12 protein-coding genes and 1 riboswitch are annotated in these 18278 nt (G+C 74.4%); of the genes, 6 read left to right on the forward strand and 6 right to left on the reverse strand.

Annotation, left to right across the window (positions count from 1 at the left end; genetic code table 11):
* Positions 1-75 precede the first annotated feature (75 nt).
* A riboswitch (SAM riboswitch) is annotated at positions 76-194 on the forward strand.
* Between the two features lie 87 nt (positions 195-281).
* Genes metX through Z164_RS0105270 form a run of 3 tightly spaced genes read left to right on the forward strand, consistent with a single transcriptional unit; the run spans position 282 to position 3618 of the window.
* The gene (gene metX / locus Z164_RS0105260; RefSeq protein ID WP_024889683.1) at positions 282-1313 is read left to right on the forward strand and encodes a homoserine O-succinyltransferase MetX; all 1032 of its coding nucleotides are present in this window, start codon (positions 282-284) and stop codon (positions 1311-1313) included.
* On the forward strand, positions 1310-2524 hold the full coding sequence (locus tag Z164_RS0105265; RefSeq protein ID WP_024889684.1) for an O-succinylhomoserine (thiol)-lyase: 1215 nt from the start codon (positions 1310-1312) through the stop codon (positions 2522-2524). Before metX ends, Z164_RS0105265 begins: the two co-directional genes overlap by 4 nt.
* Entirely contained in the window at positions 2521-3618 is a 1098-nt protein-coding gene (locus Z164_RS0105270; protein WP_024889685.1) for a homoserine dehydrogenase family protein, read from the forward strand. The genes Z164_RS0105265 and Z164_RS0105270 overlap by 4 nt, the downstream gene beginning before the upstream one ends.
* Positions 3619-3844: 226 nt before the next feature.
* On the opposite strand, the gene Z164_RS0105275 is transcribed toward Z164_RS0105270, so the two are convergent.
* The 3 genes from Z164_RS0105275 to Z164_RS0105285 form a co-directional block, all read right to left on the reverse strand.
* The gene (locus tag Z164_RS0105275) at positions 3845-4867 is read right to left on the reverse strand and encodes an alpha/beta fold hydrolase (protein ID WP_024889686.1); all 1023 of its coding nucleotides are present in this window, start codon (positions 4865-4867) and stop codon (positions 3845-3847) included.
* A 145-nt stretch (positions 4868-5012) separates the two neighbouring features.
* Positions 5013-7073: a glycosyl hydrolase family 18 protein gene (locus Z164_RS23615; protein WP_321166281.1), complete on the reverse strand. Its 2061-nt coding sequence runs from the start codon at positions 7071-7073 to the stop codon at positions 5013-5015.
* 380 nt (positions 7074-7453) lie between these two features.
* On the reverse strand, positions 7454-8836 hold the full coding sequence (locus Z164_RS0105285; protein WP_024889688.1) for an L-serine ammonia-lyase: 1383 nt from the start codon (positions 8834-8836) through the stop codon (positions 7454-7456).
* A 45-nt stretch (positions 8837-8881) separates the two neighbouring features.
* Here Z164_RS0105285 and Z164_RS0105290 point away from each other — a divergent pair, with 45 nt between their 5' ends.
* A complete protein-coding gene (locus Z164_RS0105290) occupies positions 8882-9118 on the forward strand; it encodes a glutaredoxin family protein (RefSeq protein WP_024889689.1) in 237 nt (78 codons plus the stop codon).
* A gap of 28 nt (positions 9119-9146) precedes the next feature.
* Here the strand turns inward: Z164_RS0105290 and Z164_RS0105295 are convergent, their stop codons facing one another.
* From Z164_RS0105295 to Z164_RS0105305, 3 genes are read right to left on the reverse strand one after another with little or no spacing between them, the layout of a single operon-like run.
* Positions 9147-9695 carry a YceI family protein gene (locus tag Z164_RS0105295; protein ID WP_043689319.1) on the reverse strand — a complete coding sequence of 183 codons (549 nt, stop codon included), beginning with the start codon at positions 9693-9695 and terminating at the stop codon, positions 9147-9149.
* Positions 9688-10281, reverse strand: coding sequence for a cytochrome b (locus Z164_RS0105300; RefSeq protein ID WP_024889691.1), 594 nt, complete (start codon positions 10279-10281; stop codon positions 9688-9690). The genes Z164_RS0105295 and Z164_RS0105300 overlap by 8 nt, the downstream gene beginning before the upstream one ends.
* Positions 10278-10952 (reverse strand): YceI family protein, encoded by a 675-nt coding sequence (locus Z164_RS0105305; RefSeq protein ID WP_024889692.1) that lies wholly within the window; start codon positions 10950-10952, stop codon positions 10278-10280. Before Z164_RS0105305 ends, Z164_RS0105300 begins: the two co-directional genes overlap by 4 nt.
* 168 nt (positions 10953-11120) lie before the next feature.
* On the opposite strand from Z164_RS0105305, the gene Z164_RS0105310 reads away from it, so the two are divergent.
* Together Z164_RS0105310 and Z164_RS0105315 are read left to right on the forward strand one after the other, a co-directional pair.
* A complete protein-coding gene (locus tag Z164_RS0105310; protein ID WP_052338355.1) occupies positions 11121-14633 on the forward strand; it encodes a hybrid sensor histidine kinase/response regulator in 3513 nt (1170 codons plus the stop codon).
* Positions 14630-18199, forward strand: coding sequence for a sensor histidine kinase (locus Z164_RS0105315; RefSeq protein ID WP_236621747.1), 3570 nt, complete (start codon positions 14630-14632; stop codon positions 18197-18199). Before Z164_RS0105310 ends, Z164_RS0105315 begins: the two co-directional genes overlap by 4 nt.
* Positions 18200-18278: the final 79 nt, after the last annotated feature.

Here is an 18278-nt window from a genome sequence, read left to right on the forward strand (position 1 = left end):
AGCTGTCGCCCGTCATCCATCGCTCGATCCGTATGAAGCGATTGACATGCGGGGGGCGGGGTGGCAACCTGCGCGCATCCATCGAGACCGGCGGAGGGGCAGGCCCTTTGATGCCGGGGCAACCTGTACCGGGCGCAAGCCCGGGCAAGGTGCCAATTCCTGCGGGGACCTGAGCGTCCACCGGCAGATGGTCGCAGCTTCCGCCACCCCCACGGCGGGATGCATCCGATCCTCGCGGCTTCCCGCAGACCTCGATGGCCCCGCCATCCCAGGTCCGCGCCATGAGCCTCGTCGAATACGCCGCCCCCTTCCCCGAACCGGTCCTGCCGCAGCCGGTCTGCGACGCGCCGTGCGCCGATGCCGAGCGCGGTGAGTTTGCGCTGACGCTGGACATGCGCCATGCCGGTCGTCGCGAGGTGCGCCTCGCCTGGGAGGCGATCGGCCCGGCCGACGCGCCGGTGGTGTTCGTCGCCGGCGGCATCTCCGCCCATCGCCACCTGTGCGCCAGCGCCACCTTCCCCGAGGCCGGCTGGCTGCAGGCGCTGCCCGGCCGCGGTCGCGCGCTCGATCCCGCCTGCCTGCGCCTGGTCGCGTTCGACTACGTCGGCGCCGACGGCCGCATCGATGCGCCCATCGACACCGCCGACCAGGCCGACGCGATCGCGGCGCTGCTCGAGCGCCTGCGCGTGCGCCGGCTGCACGCCTTCGTCGGCTACTCCTACGGCGCGCTGGTCGGCCTGCAGTTCGCGATCCGCCACCGCGAGCGCCTCGAGCGCCTGGTCGCGGTCAGCGGCGCGCACCGTGCCCATCCCTACGCCGCCGCCTGGCGCGCGCTGCAGCGCCGCGCGGTCGCGCTGGGCCAGCTGCAGTGCGCCGATGCGCAGGGGCTGTCGCTGGCGCGGCAGTTCGCGATGCTGAGCTACCGCACGCCGGAGGAATTCGAGGAGCGCTTCGACGCGCCGCCGGAACTGGTCAACGGCCGCGTGCGCGTGGCCGCCGAGGACTACCTGGACGCCGCCGGCGCGCGCTACGTGGCGCGTACGCCGGTCGCCGCCTGGCTGCGCCTGTCCGAGTCCATCGACCTGCACCGGATCGCCCCGGCGCGCGTGCGCGTGCCGACCACCGTGGTCGCCGTGGAGGGCGACCGGCTGGTGCCGCTGTCGGACTCGGTGGCCCTGGTCGAGGGCCTGGGCACGCTCGGGCGCCTGCGCGTGCTGCGCTCGCCCTACGGCCACGACGCCTTTCTCAAGGAACCCGACCGCATCGACGCCATCCTGAGCGTGGCGCTGCGCAACCCAGGAGACGCCGCATGACCTTCGACGCCATCGCCCCCGACTGCACCCCCGCCACCCGCGCCGTGCGCGCCGGCATCGACCGCGACCCGGCCTGGGGCGCGGTAACGCCGCCGCTGGTGCTGTCGTCCAACTTCAGCTTCTCGGGCTTCGCGCAGAAGCGCGAGTACGACTACACCCGCAGCGGCAACCCGACCCGCGACCTGCTGGGCGACGCGCTGGCCGAGCTGGAAGGCGGCGCCGGCGGCGTGGTCACCGCGACCGGGATGGCCGCGATCGCCCTGCTGCTGCACGCGGTGCTCGAGCCCGGCGACCGCCTGGTGGTGCCGCACGATGCCTACGGCGGCAGCTGGCGGCTGTTCGACGCGCTGGCGCGCAAGGGCCACTTCGAGCTGGTCACCGCCGACCTCACCGATCCGCGCGCGCTCGCCGAGGCGCTGGCCCGCTCGCCGAAGCTGGTGCTGGTGGAGACGCCCTCCAACCCGCTGCTGCGCGTCACCGACCTGCGCTTCGTCATCGAGGCCGCGCACCGCGCCGGCGCGCTGGTGGCGGTCGACAACACCTTCCTGTCGCCCGCGCTGCAGACGCCGATCGCGTTCGGCGCCGACGTGGTGCTGCACTCGACCACCAAGTACGTCAACGGCCACAGCGACGTGGTCGGCGGCGCGGTGGTCTGCGCCACGCGGGAACTGCACGAGCGCTTCGCGTGGTGGGCCAACGCGCTGGGCCTGAGCGGTGCGCCGTTCGACAGCTTCCTGACCCTGCGCGGCCTGCGCACCCTGGACGCGCGCATCCGCGTGCACCAGGAGAACGCCGAGGCCATCGCCCGCCAGCTGGACGCGCACCCGGCGGTGGCGCGCGTGTACTGGCCCGGGCTGGAATCGCATCCGGGCCACGCCGTCGCGGCGCGCCAGCAGAAGGGCTTCGGCGCGATGCTGAGCGTCGAGCTGCACGGCGGCGAGGCGGCGGTGCGCGCGTTCGTCGAAGGCCTGCGTTACTTCACCCTGGCCGAGTCGCTCGGCGGCGTGGAAAGCCTGATCGCACACCCGGCGACGATGACCCACGCGGCGATGACGCCCGAGGCGCGCGCGCTGGCCGGGATTTCCGACGGCCTGTTGCGGTTGTCGGTGGGCATCGAGGCCTGCGCCGACCTGCAGGCGGACCTGGACGCGGCGCTGGCGCGCGCCGAGGCCGCCGCCGCGATGGCCGAACGCAAGCGGGTGGACGCATGAGCACGGTCGTTCGCCTGCCGCTTTCCGCGTCGCCGCGGCCGCGGCGCGCCGAGACGCCGGCGCCGCGGCTGGCGCTGCTGGGCACCGGCGTGGTCGGCAGCGCGTTCCTGGCGCGCTGCGAGCGCCTGCGCCGCGAGGGCGCGCCGGTACCGCGCTTCGCCTGGCTGTCCAACTCCCGCGCGCTGCAGTCCTGCGCCGCCGACCCGCTCGAGGCGCTGGCGCTGGTGCGCGCGGCGCCGCCGCGCAGCGGCGTCTGGGCGCCGTGGGTGGAGGCCGAGGGGCTGCGCCCGGGCGACATCGTGGTCGATGCCACCGCCAGCGACAGCGTCGCCGGCTGGCACAGCGAATGGCTGAGCCGGGGCGTGCACGTGGTCACCGCCAATAAGCTCGGCAACGGCGGCGACCTCGCCCGCGCGCAGGCGATCGCCGAGGCCCGGGCCGCCGGCGGCGCGCGCTACGGCGACGCGGCGACGGTCGGCGCCGGGCTGCCGGTGCTGCGCACGATCCGCGAACTGGTCGCCGGCGGCGACCGCATTCGCGCGATCGAAGGCGTGCTGTCGGGCTCGCTGGCCTGGCTGCTCGACCGCTACGACGACAGCCGGCCGTTCTCCGACCTGGTACGCGAGGCGCGCGCGCTGGGTTACACCGAGCCCGACCCGCGCATCGACCTGTCCGGCGACGACGTCCGGCGCAAGCTGCTGATCCTGGCGCGTGCCGCCGGCGTGCCGCTGGAAGCGCACCAAGTGAAGGTGGACTCGCTGCTGCCGGCAGCGCTCGCCGCCGCCGCGGCGGAGGACGCCGACGCCCGGCTGGCCGCGCTGGACGCGCCGCTGCGCGAGCGCTTCGTACACGCGCACCGCAGCGGAATGAGGCTGCGCTTCGTCGCCCGCTTCGATGCCGACGGCGCCGAGGTCGGCCTGCGCGCGCTGCCGCCGGCGCATCCGCTGTGCGCCGGCCACGGCACCGACAACCGGGTCGCCATCGCCAGTTGCCGCTACGCCGAGCAGCCGCTGGTGATCCAGGGCCCGGGCGCCGGCGCGGAAGTCACCGCCGCAGGGCTGCTGGACGACGTGCTGGCGATCGTGCGCGGCTGAGCGTGGGGCGCTGGGCGGGCCCGGCGTTCGAGAGTGGGAGGGATCATCCCTTCCCCTGCAAGCGGGGGGCGCTCTGGTCCCTCATCCGGCGCTGCGCGCGACCTTCTCCCGCTTGCGGGAGAGAAGGAGCAATATGCACCCGCTTGCGGGAAAAGGAACGGCATGTCGCTCCCCGCTTGCGGGAGAAGGGACGGCGCGGATCGCTTCGAGGCCGGCTGCGATGGCCTCAGTCGCCGGCGAGGGCGTCGAGCAGCGCGCGCTCGAAGCGCGCCGGTGCCTCGACCTGCGGCGAGTGGCCGAGATCGTCGAAGGTCACCAGGGTCGCCCGCGGGATCGCCTCGGCGGCGCGGCGGCCCAGCGCGGGGTAGTCGCCCAGCCGCGCCTTCAGCGCCTCGGGCGCGCGGTCGCGGCCGATCGCGGTGCGGTCCTTCTGGCCGATGAACAGCGTGGTCGGCACCGCGATGTTCCCGAATTCGTGCACCACCGGCTGGTTGAACACCATGTCCGAGGTCAGCGCCTGGTTCCAGGCCACGCGCTCGCCGCCGGGGCCGGCGTACAGCCCGGCCAGCATCTCCACCCAGCGGGTGTACTCCGGCTTCCACTGCCCGCCGTAGTAGACGTCGAGCTGGTAGCGGCGGATGGAATCGAACGTGGTCCGGCGCTCGGCGGCGAACCAGGCGTCCACGTCCTGCCACGGCACGCCCAGCGCCTTCCAGTCCTCCAGCCCGATCGGGTTGACCAGCGCCAGCCGCTCCACCGCGTCCGGGTACTGCAGCGCGTAGCGCGCGGCGAGCATGCCGCCCATCGAGTGGCCGACCACCACCGGCCGCTCGATGCCGAGCGAATCGAGCAGGGCGCGGGTGTTGGCGGCGAGCTGGGCGAAGGAGAACTGGTAGCGTTCGGGCTTGTCGGACTTGCAGAAGCCGATCTGGTCCGGCGCGATCACGCGGTAGCCGGCGCCGGCCAGCGCCGCGATCGTCGATTCCCAGGTCGCGGCGCAGAAGTTCTTGCCGTGCAGCAGCACCACGCTGCGGCCGTTGGCGGCGCCGGTGGGGGCGACGTCCAGGTAGGCCATTTCCAGCCGCTGCCGCTGCGAATCGAAGGCGAAGGTGCGCACCGGGTGCGGGTACTCGAAGCCTTCAAGGCGCGGGCCGAACGTGGGCGTGGCGGCGATGGCGTGCGCGGCAGGCAACAGGACCAGCAGCGCGGCGGCGCGCCAGGCGGATGCGCGGGAAGCGGGAGCGGGCATGGGGGTCTCCGTGAAGCGGTCCGCCCGATGCTAAACGATGTCTTCGCCGCGGCGCGCGAATCTCGCGATGCGCAAACGCGCGTCGGGCGGGTCCGTCCCTGGACCCGCCCGGCGAAGCCGGCCGGCAGTCGGCCGGCTCATGCCGCTACCGCAATCCTTCCTCGATCGCGCGGGTCAGGGTGCCGGCGGCGTCGTCGCCGCTGAACTCCCAGAAGAACGCGCCGCCGAGGCCCTGCACCTTCACGTACTCCATCTTCTCGGCGATCAGCGCCGGGTCGTCGAAGGACCAGAACGTGTTGCCGTCGTAGATCCACTGCGCGCGCGCGGTCGGATCGACGAAGCGCGGCCAGGCGAGGGTCTTCAGCACCTTCCAGTCCTCGATCCCGGCCTCGTAGGTGCCGGGCGCGGCGGTGCCGCTCTGGTACAGGCCGTTGCCGGCGCTGGGCACGTTGGTCCAGCCGCGGCCGTAATAGCCGATGCCTAGGTTGAGCTTGGATGCCGGCACGCCGCGATCGAGGAAGGCCTGGATCGCATCGTGGGTGTTGTACAGGCGCACGTCGCCGGTGGACGGGTCGGCCGGCGAGGCGAACAGCGCCGAGTGGTGGTTGGTCCGCGACTCCCAGGCGCCGTGGAAGTCGTAGGTCATCACGTTGATGTAGTCGAGGTACGGGTGGTAGAGGTCCGGGTCGGTGACACGGATCTTGTCGATGCCGGCGCCCACGGCCACCGTCAGCAGCAGCCCGGGACGGACGGCGTCGAGCTGGCGGCGGAACTCGGCCAGCAGCGCGGTGAAGTTCTGGCGGTCTTCGGCGGTGCCGCAGGACAGGCCGCAGGCCACCGGATATTCCCAGTCGATGTCGATGCCGTCGAACACCCCCGCGGCCGCGCCCGGGCCCCCGGCGCCATCGGTGACCGGCAGGTTGCCGCGCACGTAGGCGTCGATGCAGGAGGCGACGAAGGCCTGCCGGTTCTCCGGCCGCGCCGCCTCGGAAAAGCCGCGCGACCAGGTCCAGCCGCCCAGCGAGATCAGCACCTTGAGCCCGGGGTGGCGCGCCTTGAGCTTGCGCAGCTGGTTCCAGTTGCCGCGCAGCGGCTGGTCCCAGGTGTCGGCCACCCCGTCGACGCTTTCGGCCGCCGAGAACGCCTTGGTGTAGTCGGCGAACGCGTCGCCGCCGGCGCCGGTGTTCGGGTCGGCGGGCTGGGTGACGCCGACTTCGCAGCGGTTGTTGCGCACGTTGCCGAAGGCGTAGTTGATGTGGGTGAGCCGGGCGGCGGAACCGCTGGTCTCGATGTCGCGGACGCGGTAGTTGCGGCCGTAGATGCCCCACTGGGTGAAGTAGCCGATGACGCGCTTGTCGTCGTTGCCGCCGCCGGCCGCGGCGGTGCGTGCCACCACCTCGGGCGAGGGCGGCGAGGCGTTGCCGGCCCGGTCGCGCGCGCGCACCCGGTAGGCGTAGGCGGTGTCGGCCGCCAACGGGCTGTCGGTGTAGCCGGTAGCGGTCGGGGAGCCGACGATCTGGCCGTTGCGGTAGACGTCGTAACCCGCCACGCCGCTGCCGCCGGCGTTGTCGGTCGAGGCCGACCAGGACAGGGTGATGCTCGCGGCCGTGCGCTGCGTCGCCTGCAGGCCGGTGGGGACACTGGGCGGCGTGGTGTCAGGGCCGCCGTTGCCGCCGACGGTGATCGTGACCGGCGCCGACGTGGCGGTGGCGCCGTCGTCGTCGGTGGCGCGGGCGGTCAGGGTGTGCTGGCCGGCCGGCGGGTTCTGCCAGGCGATCGAATAGGGCGCGGTGGTGTCGGTGCCGATCGAGACCGTGCCGCGGAAGAACTCCACCGAGGTCACCGCGCCATCGTTGTCATCGGCGTCGGCGGCGAGGCCGATGGTGGCCCCGGCGGGAAAGGTCGCACCCTGCGCGGGGGCGGTCAGCGACACGGTCGGCGGCTGGTTCGCGCCGCCGGCGCCGCAGGCGCCGAGGTCCTGGTACCAGCCGCAGGACGCGCAATAGTCCGGGGCGGCGTTCCAGATCTGGGTGCGCGCCTCGTACAGCCGGTTCTGGTAGACCAGTCGGTCGCCCGGGTAGTAGATGGTGGCGGCGTTCCATGCGGGAACGCCGGCGCATGCGGCGTTCTGCGCGTCCGCGTCGAAGGCGGCGCCCGCCGTGGCGAGCAGGCACAGCGACAGCGCGGCGAGTCTGCGATGCATCATGACGAATCCTCCCTTTCCGATGCCTGGGGTACGGGCGCCGGCCGGACGCGTGCCGCACAGGCGGTGCGATCGCGGCCGGATGCCCTTTCCGCCGCCTCCTGCGCTCAGGGGGCGGCGGAAATCGGTACGGGGCCGGAAATCGGGATGCGACGCGCCTCATCTGGAAGGCGCAAGACAACGTTGTCAATCCGCGATGCGCGGATATGCGAGGCCAATCACGATCGGGGGAGGTCGCGGCTGTCGCGGCCGCGGATTCATGCGGCGCCGCAGCGAGGATCGGCACGTCGGGCAGCTCGGCGAGCTGGTGCAGCCGGGCCTGCCGCCGGATGATCCGATCCCGAGTCCCGAGTCCCGAGTCCCGAGTCCCGAGTCCCGGCCTTTCAGCACTCGATGACGTTCACCGCCAGTCCGCCGCGCGAGGTTTCCTTGTACTTGTCGCGCATGTCGCGGCCGGTGTCGCGCATGGTCCTGATGACCTTGTCGAGGCTGACCTTGTGCTTGCCGTCGCCGCGCATGGCCATGCGCACGGCGTTGATCGCCTTGACCGCGCCCATCGCGTTGCGCTCGATGCAGGGGATCTGCACCAGCCCGCCGATCGGGTCGCAGGTCAGGCCGAGGTTGTGCTCCATGCCGATCTCGGCGGCGTTCTCGATCTGGCTGGGGTTGGCGCCGAGCGCGGCGGCGAGGCCGGCGGCGGCCATCGAGCAGGCCACGCCCACCTCGCCCTGGCAGCCGACCTCGGCGCCGGAGATCGAGGCGTTTTCCTTGTAGAGGATGCCCACGGCCGCGGCGGTGAGCAGGAAGTCGAACACGCCCTGTTCGCTGCTGCCGGGGCAGAAGCGGTCGTAGTAGTGCAGTACCGCGGGGATGATGCCGGCCGCGCCGTTGGTGGGCGCGGTGACCACGCGGCCGCCGGCGGCGTTCTCCTCGTTGACCGCCAGCGCGTAGAGGTTGACCCAGTCGAGCACGGTCAGCGGGTCGCGCATGGCCGCCTCGGGGCGCGAAGACAGTTCGCGATACAGCGCCGGGGCGCGGCGCGAGACGTGCAGGCCGCCGGGCAGGGTGCCGGTCTGGCGGATGCCGCGGGCCACGCAGTCCTGCATCGCCTGCCACAGCGCGCGCAGGCCGTCGCGGATCTCGTCGCGGCTGCGCCAGCAGGTCTCGTTCTCCATCATCAGCGCGGCGATCGACAGCCCGGTCTCGCGGCAGCGGGCGAGCAGCTCGTCGCCGCTGGCGAAGGGGTGCGGCAGCTCGGTGTCGTCGGCGACGATGCGGTCTTCGGCGGCCTCGTCCTGGTTGACCACGAAGCCGCCGCCGACGGAATAGTAGTCGCGGGTGGCGATGAGCTGGTCGGCGGCGTCGTAGGCGGTAAAGCGCATGCCGTTGGTGTGGAAGGGCAGCTTCTGGCGCTTGTTCATGACCAGGTCGCGCTTCTCGTCGAAGGCGATGGCGTGCTCGCCGTGCAGGCGCAGGCGGCCCTCGGTGCGGATGCGCTCCAGCGCGGCGGGGATGAGGTCGGGATCGATGCGGTCGGGCCAGTGGCCCTCCAGTCCCATCAGCACCGCCTTGTCGGTGCCGTGGCCGCGGCCGGTGAGCGCGAGCGAGCCGAACACCTCGGCGCGCACGCGCGCGACCTCGGCGAGCCGGCCGGGCTCGGCCAGCCATTTCTCGACGAAGCGCGCGGCCGCGCGCATCGGCCCGACCGTGTGCGAGGAACTCGGCCCGATGCCGATCTTGTAGAGGTCGAAGGTGCTGACGGCCATCGCGCTATTCTACGCGGCCGCCCTCGCCGCACCGTGCCCGCGCGTATGCCCCGGACCGCCCCGCTTCAGCTGTTCCAGCGCGACCACTGCCCGCTGTGCGACCGCGCGCTGGAAGTGCTGGCGCGGGCGCGGGCGCCGGAGTTCGAGACGGTGTGGATCGACGACGACACCGCGCTCGAGGCGCGCTACGGCGCGCGGGTGCCGGTGTTGCGCCGCGCCGACGGCGGCGAACTGGACTGGCCGTTCGACGCCGGGGCGGTGCGCGCGTTCCTGGCGGGCTGAGCCGGCCGAGCGCGGCCCGCGCCGGCGTTCAGGGCGCCGGCGCGAACACGACCTTGGTGCTGACCGCGATGTCGTCGGGGATGATCGAGGTGCTGGCCCACTCGCCGGCGCCGATGCCGAAGGCCAGGCGGGGCACGGTGGCGCGGCCGGCGAGCACCGGGCGCTCGCCCGGGGTCCAGGTGAAGGTCAGGGTGACCGGCCGCTCCACGCCGTGCAGGGCGAGGGTGCCGTCGGCGGCGTAGCGGTCGCCGCCCAGCGCGCGCGCGCCCTGCGCGGTGTAGCGCGCGGTGGCGAAGCGCGCGCTGTCGAAGAAGGACGGGCCGCGCATCTCGCCGTCGTAGTCGGGGTTGCCGGTGGTCGCCGAGGCCAGCGGGATGTCCACCTCCAGCCGCGCCGCCGCCGGATCGGCCGGATCGAAGCGCAGGGTGGTGCGGAACTCGGGGAAGCGCCCGGTGAAGGTCTCGCCCTGGTAGGTGCCGGCGAAGACCAGGCTGGAGCCGGGCGCCTGCACGTAGTCGGCGGCGAGGGCGGGCGCGGCGAGCGCGCACAGGGCGAGGGCGAGCAGGGACCTAGGCATGGCGGGGATCCTCGGGAGGCGGGGCGTCGGGGTCGGGGCGGGCCCAGCCGCGCGGCAGCATCCGCGCCAGCGTCGCATCGCCCAGGAACAGGTGGTGCCACAGCGCGGCGGCGGCGTGCACCAGCGCCACCAGCACCAGCAGCCAGAACAGCCATTCGTGCGCGGTGCGCGCGAGCGCGCGCAGGCCGGGATCGGGCGCGGCGAGCGCGGGCAGGTTGATCAGCCCGAACCACTGCAGCGGGAAGCCGGCGGCGGAGTTGAACAGCCAGCCGCTGAGCGGCACCGCGATCAGCAGCGCGTACAGCAGGACGTGGCTGGCCGCTGCCGCGGCGCGCTGCCAGCGCGGGCCGGGCAGCGCCGCGGGCGCGCCGGCGTGCACGCGCCAGCCCAGCCGCAGCGCCGCCAGCGCCAGCACGCTCAGGCCCAGCGACTTGTGCAGCGCGTACAGCGAGATCTTCGAGGGGCTGTTGGGCAGGCCGACCATCCACAGCGCGGATACGCCCTGGAACAGGATGACCGCGACCACCAGCCAGTGCAGCGCCTGGCTGACCGCGCCCCAGCGGGTCGGGGTGTTGCGCCAGGTCATCGCGCGTCTCCGGCGGGCGCGTCGGCCTCGTCTCCGCCGGGCGCGGGCGCCGCCGTTTCGTCGCCGAAGCGCGCGGTGCGCGAGGCGAAGGCCTCGGCCTCGATGCGCAGTTCCACCTCGTCGCCGATCAGCGACGGCCAGGCGTCGATGCCGAACGCGCTGCGGCTGAGCGTGGCGGTGGCGGAGAAGCCGGCGGTGCGCCGGAATGGCGGCAGCGGGTAGCGGCGCAGCGCGTTGAAGCGCACGTCCAGCGTCACCGGCGCGGTCGCCCCGCGCAGGGTCAGCTCCCCGTGCACGTAGGCGCGCCCGGGCGAGATCGGCTCGATGCGCCGGGACACGAAGCGCGCCTCGGGGTGGCGGCCGGTGTCGAGCAGGTTGGCCGCGCGCACGGCCTCGTTCCAGCGCGCGTCGCCGAAGTCGATCCGCTCCAGCGGGACCGTCGCTTCCAGCCGCGCGCCCGACCAGTCGTCGGGATCGAAGGCCAGCACGCCGGTGCTGCCCGAGACCGTGCCGAGCGCCCGCGAGTAGCCGGCGTGGTCGATGGCCAGCGCGACCCGGGTGTGCACCGGGTCCAGCGCGAAGCGCTCGGCCGCGGCGGCGGGCCATGCGCCGATGGCGAGGGCCAGGGCGGCGAGGAGCGGGGCGGAACGCGAGCGCAGGGGCGTCGGCATCGATCCGATTCTAGGGCCTGTCGGCGACGCTGGCGTTCACCCGCGCCGGCGCCCCCGGATCGTGGCGTCTCCGGGCCGCTCGGTGCGCATGCTTGCGCCGCAGCGCCGGCGTTGCGAGGATGCCAGCCGCTGCCGGGGAAGGGCGGTCGACACGGGGAGAACTGGGCGATGGTGCGCGTGCTGGTGGGGTGGCTGCTTTGGCTGGGCGTGGTCGTGTCCGGCATGGCGGCGCTGCCGGAGACGCCGCGCTTCCGCCCGATCGGCGTGCAGGAAGGGCTGCCCTCGACCGAGCTGCTGGGCCTGGCGCGCGACCGCGCCGGCTATCTGTGGATCGCCACCGCCGACGGCCTGGCGCGCTACGACGGCGTGGACATGCGGGTCTGGCGGCACGATCCGGACGACCCCGGCTCGTTGCGCGACAACTACGTGCAGGCGGTGCACGTGGACGCGCACGACCGGCTGTGGGTGGCGACCGAGCGCGGCGGGCTGGCGCGGTTCTCGCGCGAGGACGAGCGCTTCCGGCCGCTGCCGGGCGCCGAGGCGATCACCGATCCCAACGTGCTGTCGATGACCGATCGCGACGGCGAGCTGTGGTTCGGCGCGATGGACGGCGCGGTCTACCGCTGGTCCGAGGAACGCGGCCTGCACCGCTTCGGGCCCGACCCGGACGACCCGCACGCGCTGGCCGAGGCGCCGGTGCTGTCGATGGCGACCGACCCCCGCGGCCGGGTCTGGGCGGCGACCTTCGGCGGCCTGGCGCTGAGCGAGGACGGCGAGTCGATCCGCCGCGTGGCCCTGCCCGGCAATGCGCCGTACCCGCGCGTGTACTTCGTCGGCTGGCTCGGCGACACGGTGTGGGTCGGCAGCGAGGACGGCGTGTACTACCTCGGCGACGACGGCCAGTGGCGCTCGCCGGCATGGTCGCCGATGTTCGAGCTCCCCAACGCCGCGGTGTCGATGGCGCGCGAGGCGGACGGCTCGATGTGGATCGGCTCGCAGCGCAACCTGTGGCGGGTGGCGCCGGGCGGGATCCCGCGGCCGGTGGAGACCGGCGCGCCGCTGCAGGGCCGCGCGATCATGCAGATCCTGCTGCAGGACGACGGCGCGCTGTGGGTGCCGCTGCACGGCGCCGGCCTGGGCTACCTGCGCTCGGACTGGCGCGAGATCGCGCAGTTCGACACCCGCGACGGGCTGATGCCGACGCTGTACTCGACGCTGGCGCCGGCGCGCGACGGCGGCATCTGGCTGGGCAGCATGTCCGGCGTGCAATGGCTGTCGCCCGACGGGCGCGTGGAGTCGTTCGACGAGCCGCTGCACCGGCGCCTGGCCGACTACCGCGTGTACGCCATCGCCGAGACCGAGCGCGGCACGTTGTGGCTGGGCGTGCGCGGCGGCCTGGTGCGGGTGGGCACCGACGGCAGCGTCGAGCACTGGGCGCCCGGCGAGGCGCGCGACGCCGCGCTGGGGATCATGACCGACCAGGCGCTGATCGCGCCCGACGGCACGCTGTGGACCAGCAGCCGGCAGGGCGGCCTGCAGCAGCGCGACGCCGAGAGCGGGCGCGTGCTGCGCACCGTGCCCGCGGACGACCTGGGCGACCACGAATGGATGGAGATCGCGCCCGACGGCAGCCTGTGGACCTCGGGCGACTACGGGGTGGCGCGGCTGGACCCGGCGCGCGGCGTGCTGGAACCGGTGCTGGGCCGCGGCGGGCATACTGTGGTCGCGTTCGCCTTCGCCGGCCCCGATACGCTCTGGATGCACAGCATGAACGGACTCGACCGCTACCGTCGCGACGGCCAGCGCTGGCGCTTCGCCGAGCGCGTGGACACGCGCCACGGCCTGCCGGCGCTGTCGGCCTCGGCGCTGCGCATCGACCGCCGCGGCCGGATCTGGGTCTCGACCACCCGCGGCCTGTTCCGCTGGGACCCGCAGGCGCGGCGGATGCGGCACTTCGGCGTGCACATCGGCTTCCGCAACCAGGAGTTCGTCTACCGCGCGCTGACCCTGACCGAATCCGGCCTGCTGGCCGGCGCGACCCGCGACGCCGGCGTGGTGATGATCGACACCGAGGCGCCCGACGGGGCGCTGCGCAGGCCAGTGCTGGAGATCGACCGGGTGGCGGTGCGCGAGGGCGGCGCGTGGCGGGAGCGGCCCGGCCCCGCCGAGGTGACGCTGACCCCGGAGCAGCCGGAGCTGCGGGTCAGCGCGCGGCTGCTTTCCTTCGACGACCCGGCCGCCAACCGCTACTGGACGAAGCTCGACGGCGTGGACACCGACTGGCTGGCGCACGGCGAGTCGGGCGACCGGGTCCTGGTCGGCCTCGCGCCCGGGCGCTACACCATGCGCCTGCGCGCGGCCGATGCGCGCGGCGCCGAATCGGTCGAGCGCAGCCTGGCGATCGTGGTGCAGCCGCCGTGGTGGCGCACGCCGGCGGCGCTGGCGGCGTTCGCCGCGCTCGCCGTGCTGCTGATCGTCGCCGCCGCCGCCGGCTACCGGCACCGCCTGCGCCGGCGCCACGCCTGGAAACTCGCGGTGCACAAGCGCGAGGTCGCCGAGCAGGCCTCGGTGGCCAAGACCCGCTTCCTGGCCACGCTGGGGCACGAAGTGCGCACCCCGATGACCGGCGTGCTCGGCATGAGCGAGCTGCTGCTCGGCTCGCCGCTGGATGCGCAGCAGCGGCGCTACACCGAATCGATCCGCCGCGCCGGCGAGCACCTGATGCGCCTGGTCGACGACGCCCTCGACCTCGCGCGCATCGAGGCCGGGCGGCTGGAGCTGGACCCGCAGCCGTTCGACCCGCGCGCGCTGCTGCAGGACGTGAGCGCGCTGATGGGGCCGCTGGCGATGCAGCGCGGGCTGGGCTTCCGCGAGCGGATCGACCCCGACTTGCCGCGCTGGCTGCTCGGCGACCCGGTGCGGGTGCGGCAGATCCTGCTGAACTTGCTGGGCAATGCGATCAAGTTCACCGAAGCCGGCCACGTGGCCCTGGAAGCCGTGCGCACCGAGGCCGGCGTGCGTTTCGAGGTAGCCGACACCGGCCCGGGCCTGGACGAGGAGCAATGCCGGCGGGTGTTCCGCCGCTTCGAGCAGGCCGACGGCGCGCGCACCGCCGCGCGCTACGGCGGCAGCGGGCTGGGGCTGGCGATCTGCCAGGAGCTGGCGCAGCAGATGGGCGGCGGCATCGAGGTCGACAGCGCGCCCGGCGTGGGCACCCGCTTCCGCGTGACGCTGCCGCTGGCCGCCGCGACGCAACCCGGCCCCGCATCGCCGCCGCCGGCGGATGCGGACGCGGTGCCGCCCATGCGCCTGCTGGTGGTGGAGGACGATCCCACCGTGGCCGACGTGATCTCCGGCCTGCTGCGCGCCCAGGGGCATGCGGTGACGCATGCGCCGCACGCGCTGGCGGCGCTGCTGGCGCTGCGCGAGCGCGTGCCGGACGTGGCCCTGGTGGACCTGGACCTGCCGGGCATCGACGGCTTCGCGCTGGTCGGGCAACTGCGCGCGCAGGCGCCGGGGCTGTGCGCGGTGGCGATCACCGCGCGCGCCGATGCCGACGCGGAGCCGGCCGCGCGCGCGGCCGGCTTCGATGGCTTCCTGCGCAAGCCCCTGACCGGCGAACTGCTCGCCGCGGCGCTGTTGCAGGCGCGCTCGCGTCCGGCCGCGGACGCGGCGGCGTGAGCGGCCGGCCAGGCGGCGCCCTCGCTGCGGTGGCTGGCGCCGCCCGGCGCCTGCTGCTGGGCCTGGCCGCGCTGTTCGCCTGCGCCGGCCCGGCCTGGGCGCTGCACCCGGACAACCTGCGCCTGCGCCAGATCGGCGTCGCCGAGGGCCTGCCCTCCAACCGCGTCAACGCCGTGGTCCAGGACCCGCGCGGCTACCTGTGGATCGCCACCAGCGACGGCCTGGGCCGCTACGACGGCGCCGGGCTGGAGATCCTGCGCGAGGAGGACGGCCTGCCCGACAACTTCGTGTGGTCGCTGGCCTGGGGCGCCGACGACCGCCTGTGGATCGGCACGCGCCGCGGCGGCGTGGCGGTGTACGACCCGGTGCGCGACCGCTTCGAGGTGCACGACCGCGCGACCCTGCCGGGCCTGGGCAGCCACGACATCTGGTCGCTGGATGCGCAGGTGCCGGGCGAGGTCTGGATCGGCACTTCGGACTCTGGCCTGTACCGCCTGCGCGAAGGCGGCGCGCTGGAACGCTTCGCGCCCGCGCCCGGCGACCCGCGCAGCCTGCCGCATGCCGGCGTCACCCATCTCCAGCGCGCGCCCGACGGCACGCTGTGGGTCGTCACCACCGCCGGCGTGGCGCGCTGGACCGGCCGCGACTTCGAGCGCGTGGACGGCGCGCCGCTGCCGCTGGGCATCGCCTTCGACCGCGCCGGCACGCTGTGGGTGGGCCGGCGCGAAGGCGCCGCACTGCTCGGCGCCGACGGCCGGCTCGAGCCGGTGCCGGCGCGGATCGCCGAGCCGCGGCTGCGGCCGCTGCAACTGCTCGTGCACGACGCGCGCGGCGGGCTCTGGGTCGACGTGCAGGCCGGGCTGGGCCGCATCGAGCAGGGCGAGGTGCACCCGGTGCCGCTGTACAGCCCGGTGGCGCAGGCGCCGGTGCGGCCGCAGTGGACCGGCGGGCTGGAGGACCGCGAGGGCGGCGTGTGGCTGATCAGCCATTCCCATGGCCTGTGGCACCAGCCGGCGGACTGGAGCCTGTTCTCCATCCTCGCCGCGCGCCCCGACGATCCCGACGGGCTGGCGAACTCGCACGTGCGCGGGATCGCGCCCGCCGCCGACGGCCGCATGTGGCTGGTCGGCTCGGGCGGCGCGCTGGAATCGCTGGGGCCCGACGGCCGCGAGCTGCGCACGCACCTGCGCGACGTCGCCGGCGGGCTGGTGCTCGACAGCGTGTTCGAGGACGCGCGCGGCCGGGTCTGGATCGGCTGGAAACGCGGCCTGGCGCGCTTCGACCCCGCCACCGGCGAACTGCGCACCTGGCGCGAGCCGGGCGGCATCGGCAACCCCGCCTACGGCAGCGTGATCCGCATCGCCGAGAACGCGCAGGGTCTGTGGCTGCTGTTCGACAACGCGATCGTGCAGCAGCGCGACGGCGACGGCCGCGTGCTGGCCGAGTACCGGCAGGGCGCGCACGGGCTGGTGCCCGGCGAGCTGGCGCAGGACCTGGTGGTCGGCCCGGACGGCACGCCCTGGCTGGCGACCGCGCGCGGCGCGCTGCACCTGCGCGAAGGCCGCTGGCAACCGGTGCCGGGCGCGCCGCCGGCCGCGTACACGGCGCTGGAGGCCGACGGCCGCCAGGTCGTGCTCGGCGGCCCGGGGCGTCTCGTGCTGGCGGAATGGGACGGCGCCGGGCTGCGGGTGCGCCGGCAGCTCGACGCCGATGGCGGTTTGCCGATCGTCTCGTTCTCCGGCATCGAGCGCGACGGCGGCGGCACGCTGTGGCTGTCGAGCGCGCGCGGCGTGTGGCGGATCGATCCCGCGGCCGGCACGGTGCGCGGCTACGGCATCGCCGACGGCCTGCCCAGCCAGGAGTTCGCCTTCCCGCTGGTGGCGCGGCCGCACGACGGCCGGCTCTTCGTCGGCTCGCCCGACGGGCTGGTCGCGTTCGATCCGCTGCAACTGGTCCCGTCCACGCGCGCGCCGGAACTGGTGGTCGAGCGCATCGGCCTGCTCGGCAGCGCGGCGCCGCTGCGCCGGCTGTCCGACGCGCCGTTCCGCATCCGCCACGACGATCGCGACCTGCAGGTGGTGGTGCGGCTGCCCTCGTTCCGCAACCCGGCCGCGCACGTCTACGCGTTCCGCCTGCTCGGCCACGACCCGGACTGGATCGAGACCGGCGCCACCGGCGAGCGCGTGTTCTCGCAGCTCGCGCCGGGCCGCTACACGCTGCAGGCGCGCGTGCGCGACGCCGACGGCGCATTGTCGGCGCCGCGCACGATCCGCTTCGAGGTGACCCCGCCCTGGTGGTGGGCGCTGCCGGCGCGGGTGCTGTTCCTGGCGCTCGCCGCGCTGGTCGCGCTGGGGCTGGGCTGGATCTACCGCAACCGCCTGCGCCGCCGCCACGCCTGGCAACTGGCCGAGCAGAAGCGCGAACTAGCCGAGCAGGCCTCGCAGGCCAAGACCCGCTTCCTGGCCACCCTGGGCCACGAGGTCCGCACGCCGATGACCGGCGTGCTGGGCATGAGCGAACTGCTGCTGGGTACCCGGCTCGACGCCGAGCAGCGGCGCTACACCGAATCCATCCGCGATGCCGGCGAGCACCTGCTGCGCCTGGTCAACGACGCCCTCGACCTCGCCCGCATCGAGGCCGGCAAGCTGCGCCTCGATCCGCAGCCCTTCGACCTCTACGAACTGCTGCGCGAAGCCAGCGGCCTGATGGCGCCGATGGCCGCGCAGCGCGGCCTGGCCTTCCGCGAGCGCATCGCCGTGACCTTGCCGCGCTGGGTGCGCGGCGACGCGGTGCGCGTGCGGCAGATCCTGCTCAACCTGCTCGGCAACGCGATCAAGTTCACCGACCACGGCTTCGTCGAGCTGCAGGTGGACCGGCTGGAGGACGACCGCGTGCGCTTCCTCGTCGGCGACAGCGGCCCCGGACTCAACCGCGAACAGCGCGAGCGCCTGTTCCGCCGCTTCGAGCAGGCCGACGGCGCGCGCACCTCCGCCCGCTACGGCGGCAGCGGGCTGGGCCTGGCGATCTGCCAGGAACTGGCCGCGGAAATGGGCGGGCGGATCGAGGTCGACAGCGCGCCGGGGCAGGGCACCCGCTTCGCGGTCGAGCTGCCGCTGCCGGAGGTCGCGCCCGCGCAGCGCAGCGACGCCCCCGCGCACGCCCGCGCGCCGGGCACCCTGTTCCTGCTGCTGGTCGAGGACGACCCGACCGTGGCCGAGGTCATCGTCGGCCTGCTGCAGGCGCAGGGCCACCGCGTGCTGCACGTCGCCCACGGCCTATCGGCGCTGGTCTCGCTGGCCACCGCCGAGGTCGACGCCGCGCTGCTGGACCTGGACCTGCCCGGCATCGACGGCCTCGCGCTGGCGCGGCAGATGCGCGCGCAAGGCTTCGCCCGGCCGCTGATCGCCATCACCGCCCGCGCCGACGCCGACGCCGAGCCCCTGGCGATGCAGGCCGGCTTCGACGCCTTCCTGCGCAAGCCCCTGACCGGCGCGATCCTGGCCGACGCGCTGGCGCGCATCGGGCCGGTGCAGGCGGCGCGGGGTGCAGAGTCCGGTTCGCCTTGACGTCGAACGGGGCAGGATGTTCAACCCTTCGTCTCGGGAGGGGCTTGCATCCAGTCGGGCGGATCGAGGGCCTCTGGCC

It is taken from the genome of Luteimonas huabeiensis HB2, from assembly GCF_000559025.1.
Taxonomy (GTDB): Bacteria; Pseudomonadota; Gammaproteobacteria; order Xanthomonadales; family Xanthomonadaceae; genus Luteimonas; species Luteimonas huabeiensis.

Excerpts from the sequence above, each read along its gene's own strand:
- metX (WP_024889683.1), top strand. The coding sequence starts at position 282 with ATGAGCCTCGTCGAATACGCCGCCCCCTTCCCCGAACCGGTCCTGCCG.
- Z164_RS0105265 (WP_024889684.1), top strand. The coding sequence starts at position 1,310 with ATGACCTTCGACGCCATCGCCCCCGACTGCACCCCCGCCACCCGCGCC.
- Z164_RS0105270 (WP_024889685.1), top strand. The coding sequence starts at position 2,521 with ATGAGCACGGTCGTTCGCCTGCCGCTTTCCGCGTCGCCGCGGCCGCGG.
- Z164_RS0105275 (WP_024889686.1), bottom strand. The coding sequence starts at position 4,867 with ATGCCCGCTCCCGCTTCCCGCGCATCCGCCTGGCGCGCCGCCGCGCTG.
- Z164_RS23615 (WP_321166281.1), bottom strand. The coding sequence starts at position 7,073 with ATGATGCATCGCAGACTCGCCGCGCTGTCGCTGTGCCTGCTCGCCACG.
- Z164_RS0105285 (WP_024889688.1), bottom strand. The coding sequence starts at position 8,836 with ATGGCCGTCAGCACCTTCGACCTCTACAAGATCGGCATCGGGCCGAGT.
- Z164_RS0105290 (WP_024889689.1), top strand. The coding sequence starts at position 8,882 with ATGCCCCGGACCGCCCCGCTTCAGCTGTTCCAGCGCGACCACTGCCCG.
- Z164_RS0105295 (WP_043689319.1), bottom strand. The coding sequence starts at position 9,695 with ATGCCTAGGTCCCTGCTCGCCCTCGCCCTGTGCGCGCTCGCCGCGCCC.
- Z164_RS0105300 (WP_024889691.1), bottom strand. The coding sequence starts at position 10,281 with ATGACCTGGCGCAACACCCCGACCCGCTGGGGCGCGGTCAGCCAGGCG.
- Z164_RS0105305 (WP_024889692.1), bottom strand. The coding sequence starts at position 10,952 with ATGCCGACGCCCCTGCGCTCGCGTTCCGCCCCGCTCCTCGCCGCCCTG.
- Z164_RS0105310 (WP_052338355.1), top strand. The coding sequence starts at position 11,121 with ATGGTGCGCGTGCTGGTGGGGTGGCTGCTTTGGCTGGGCGTGGTCGTG.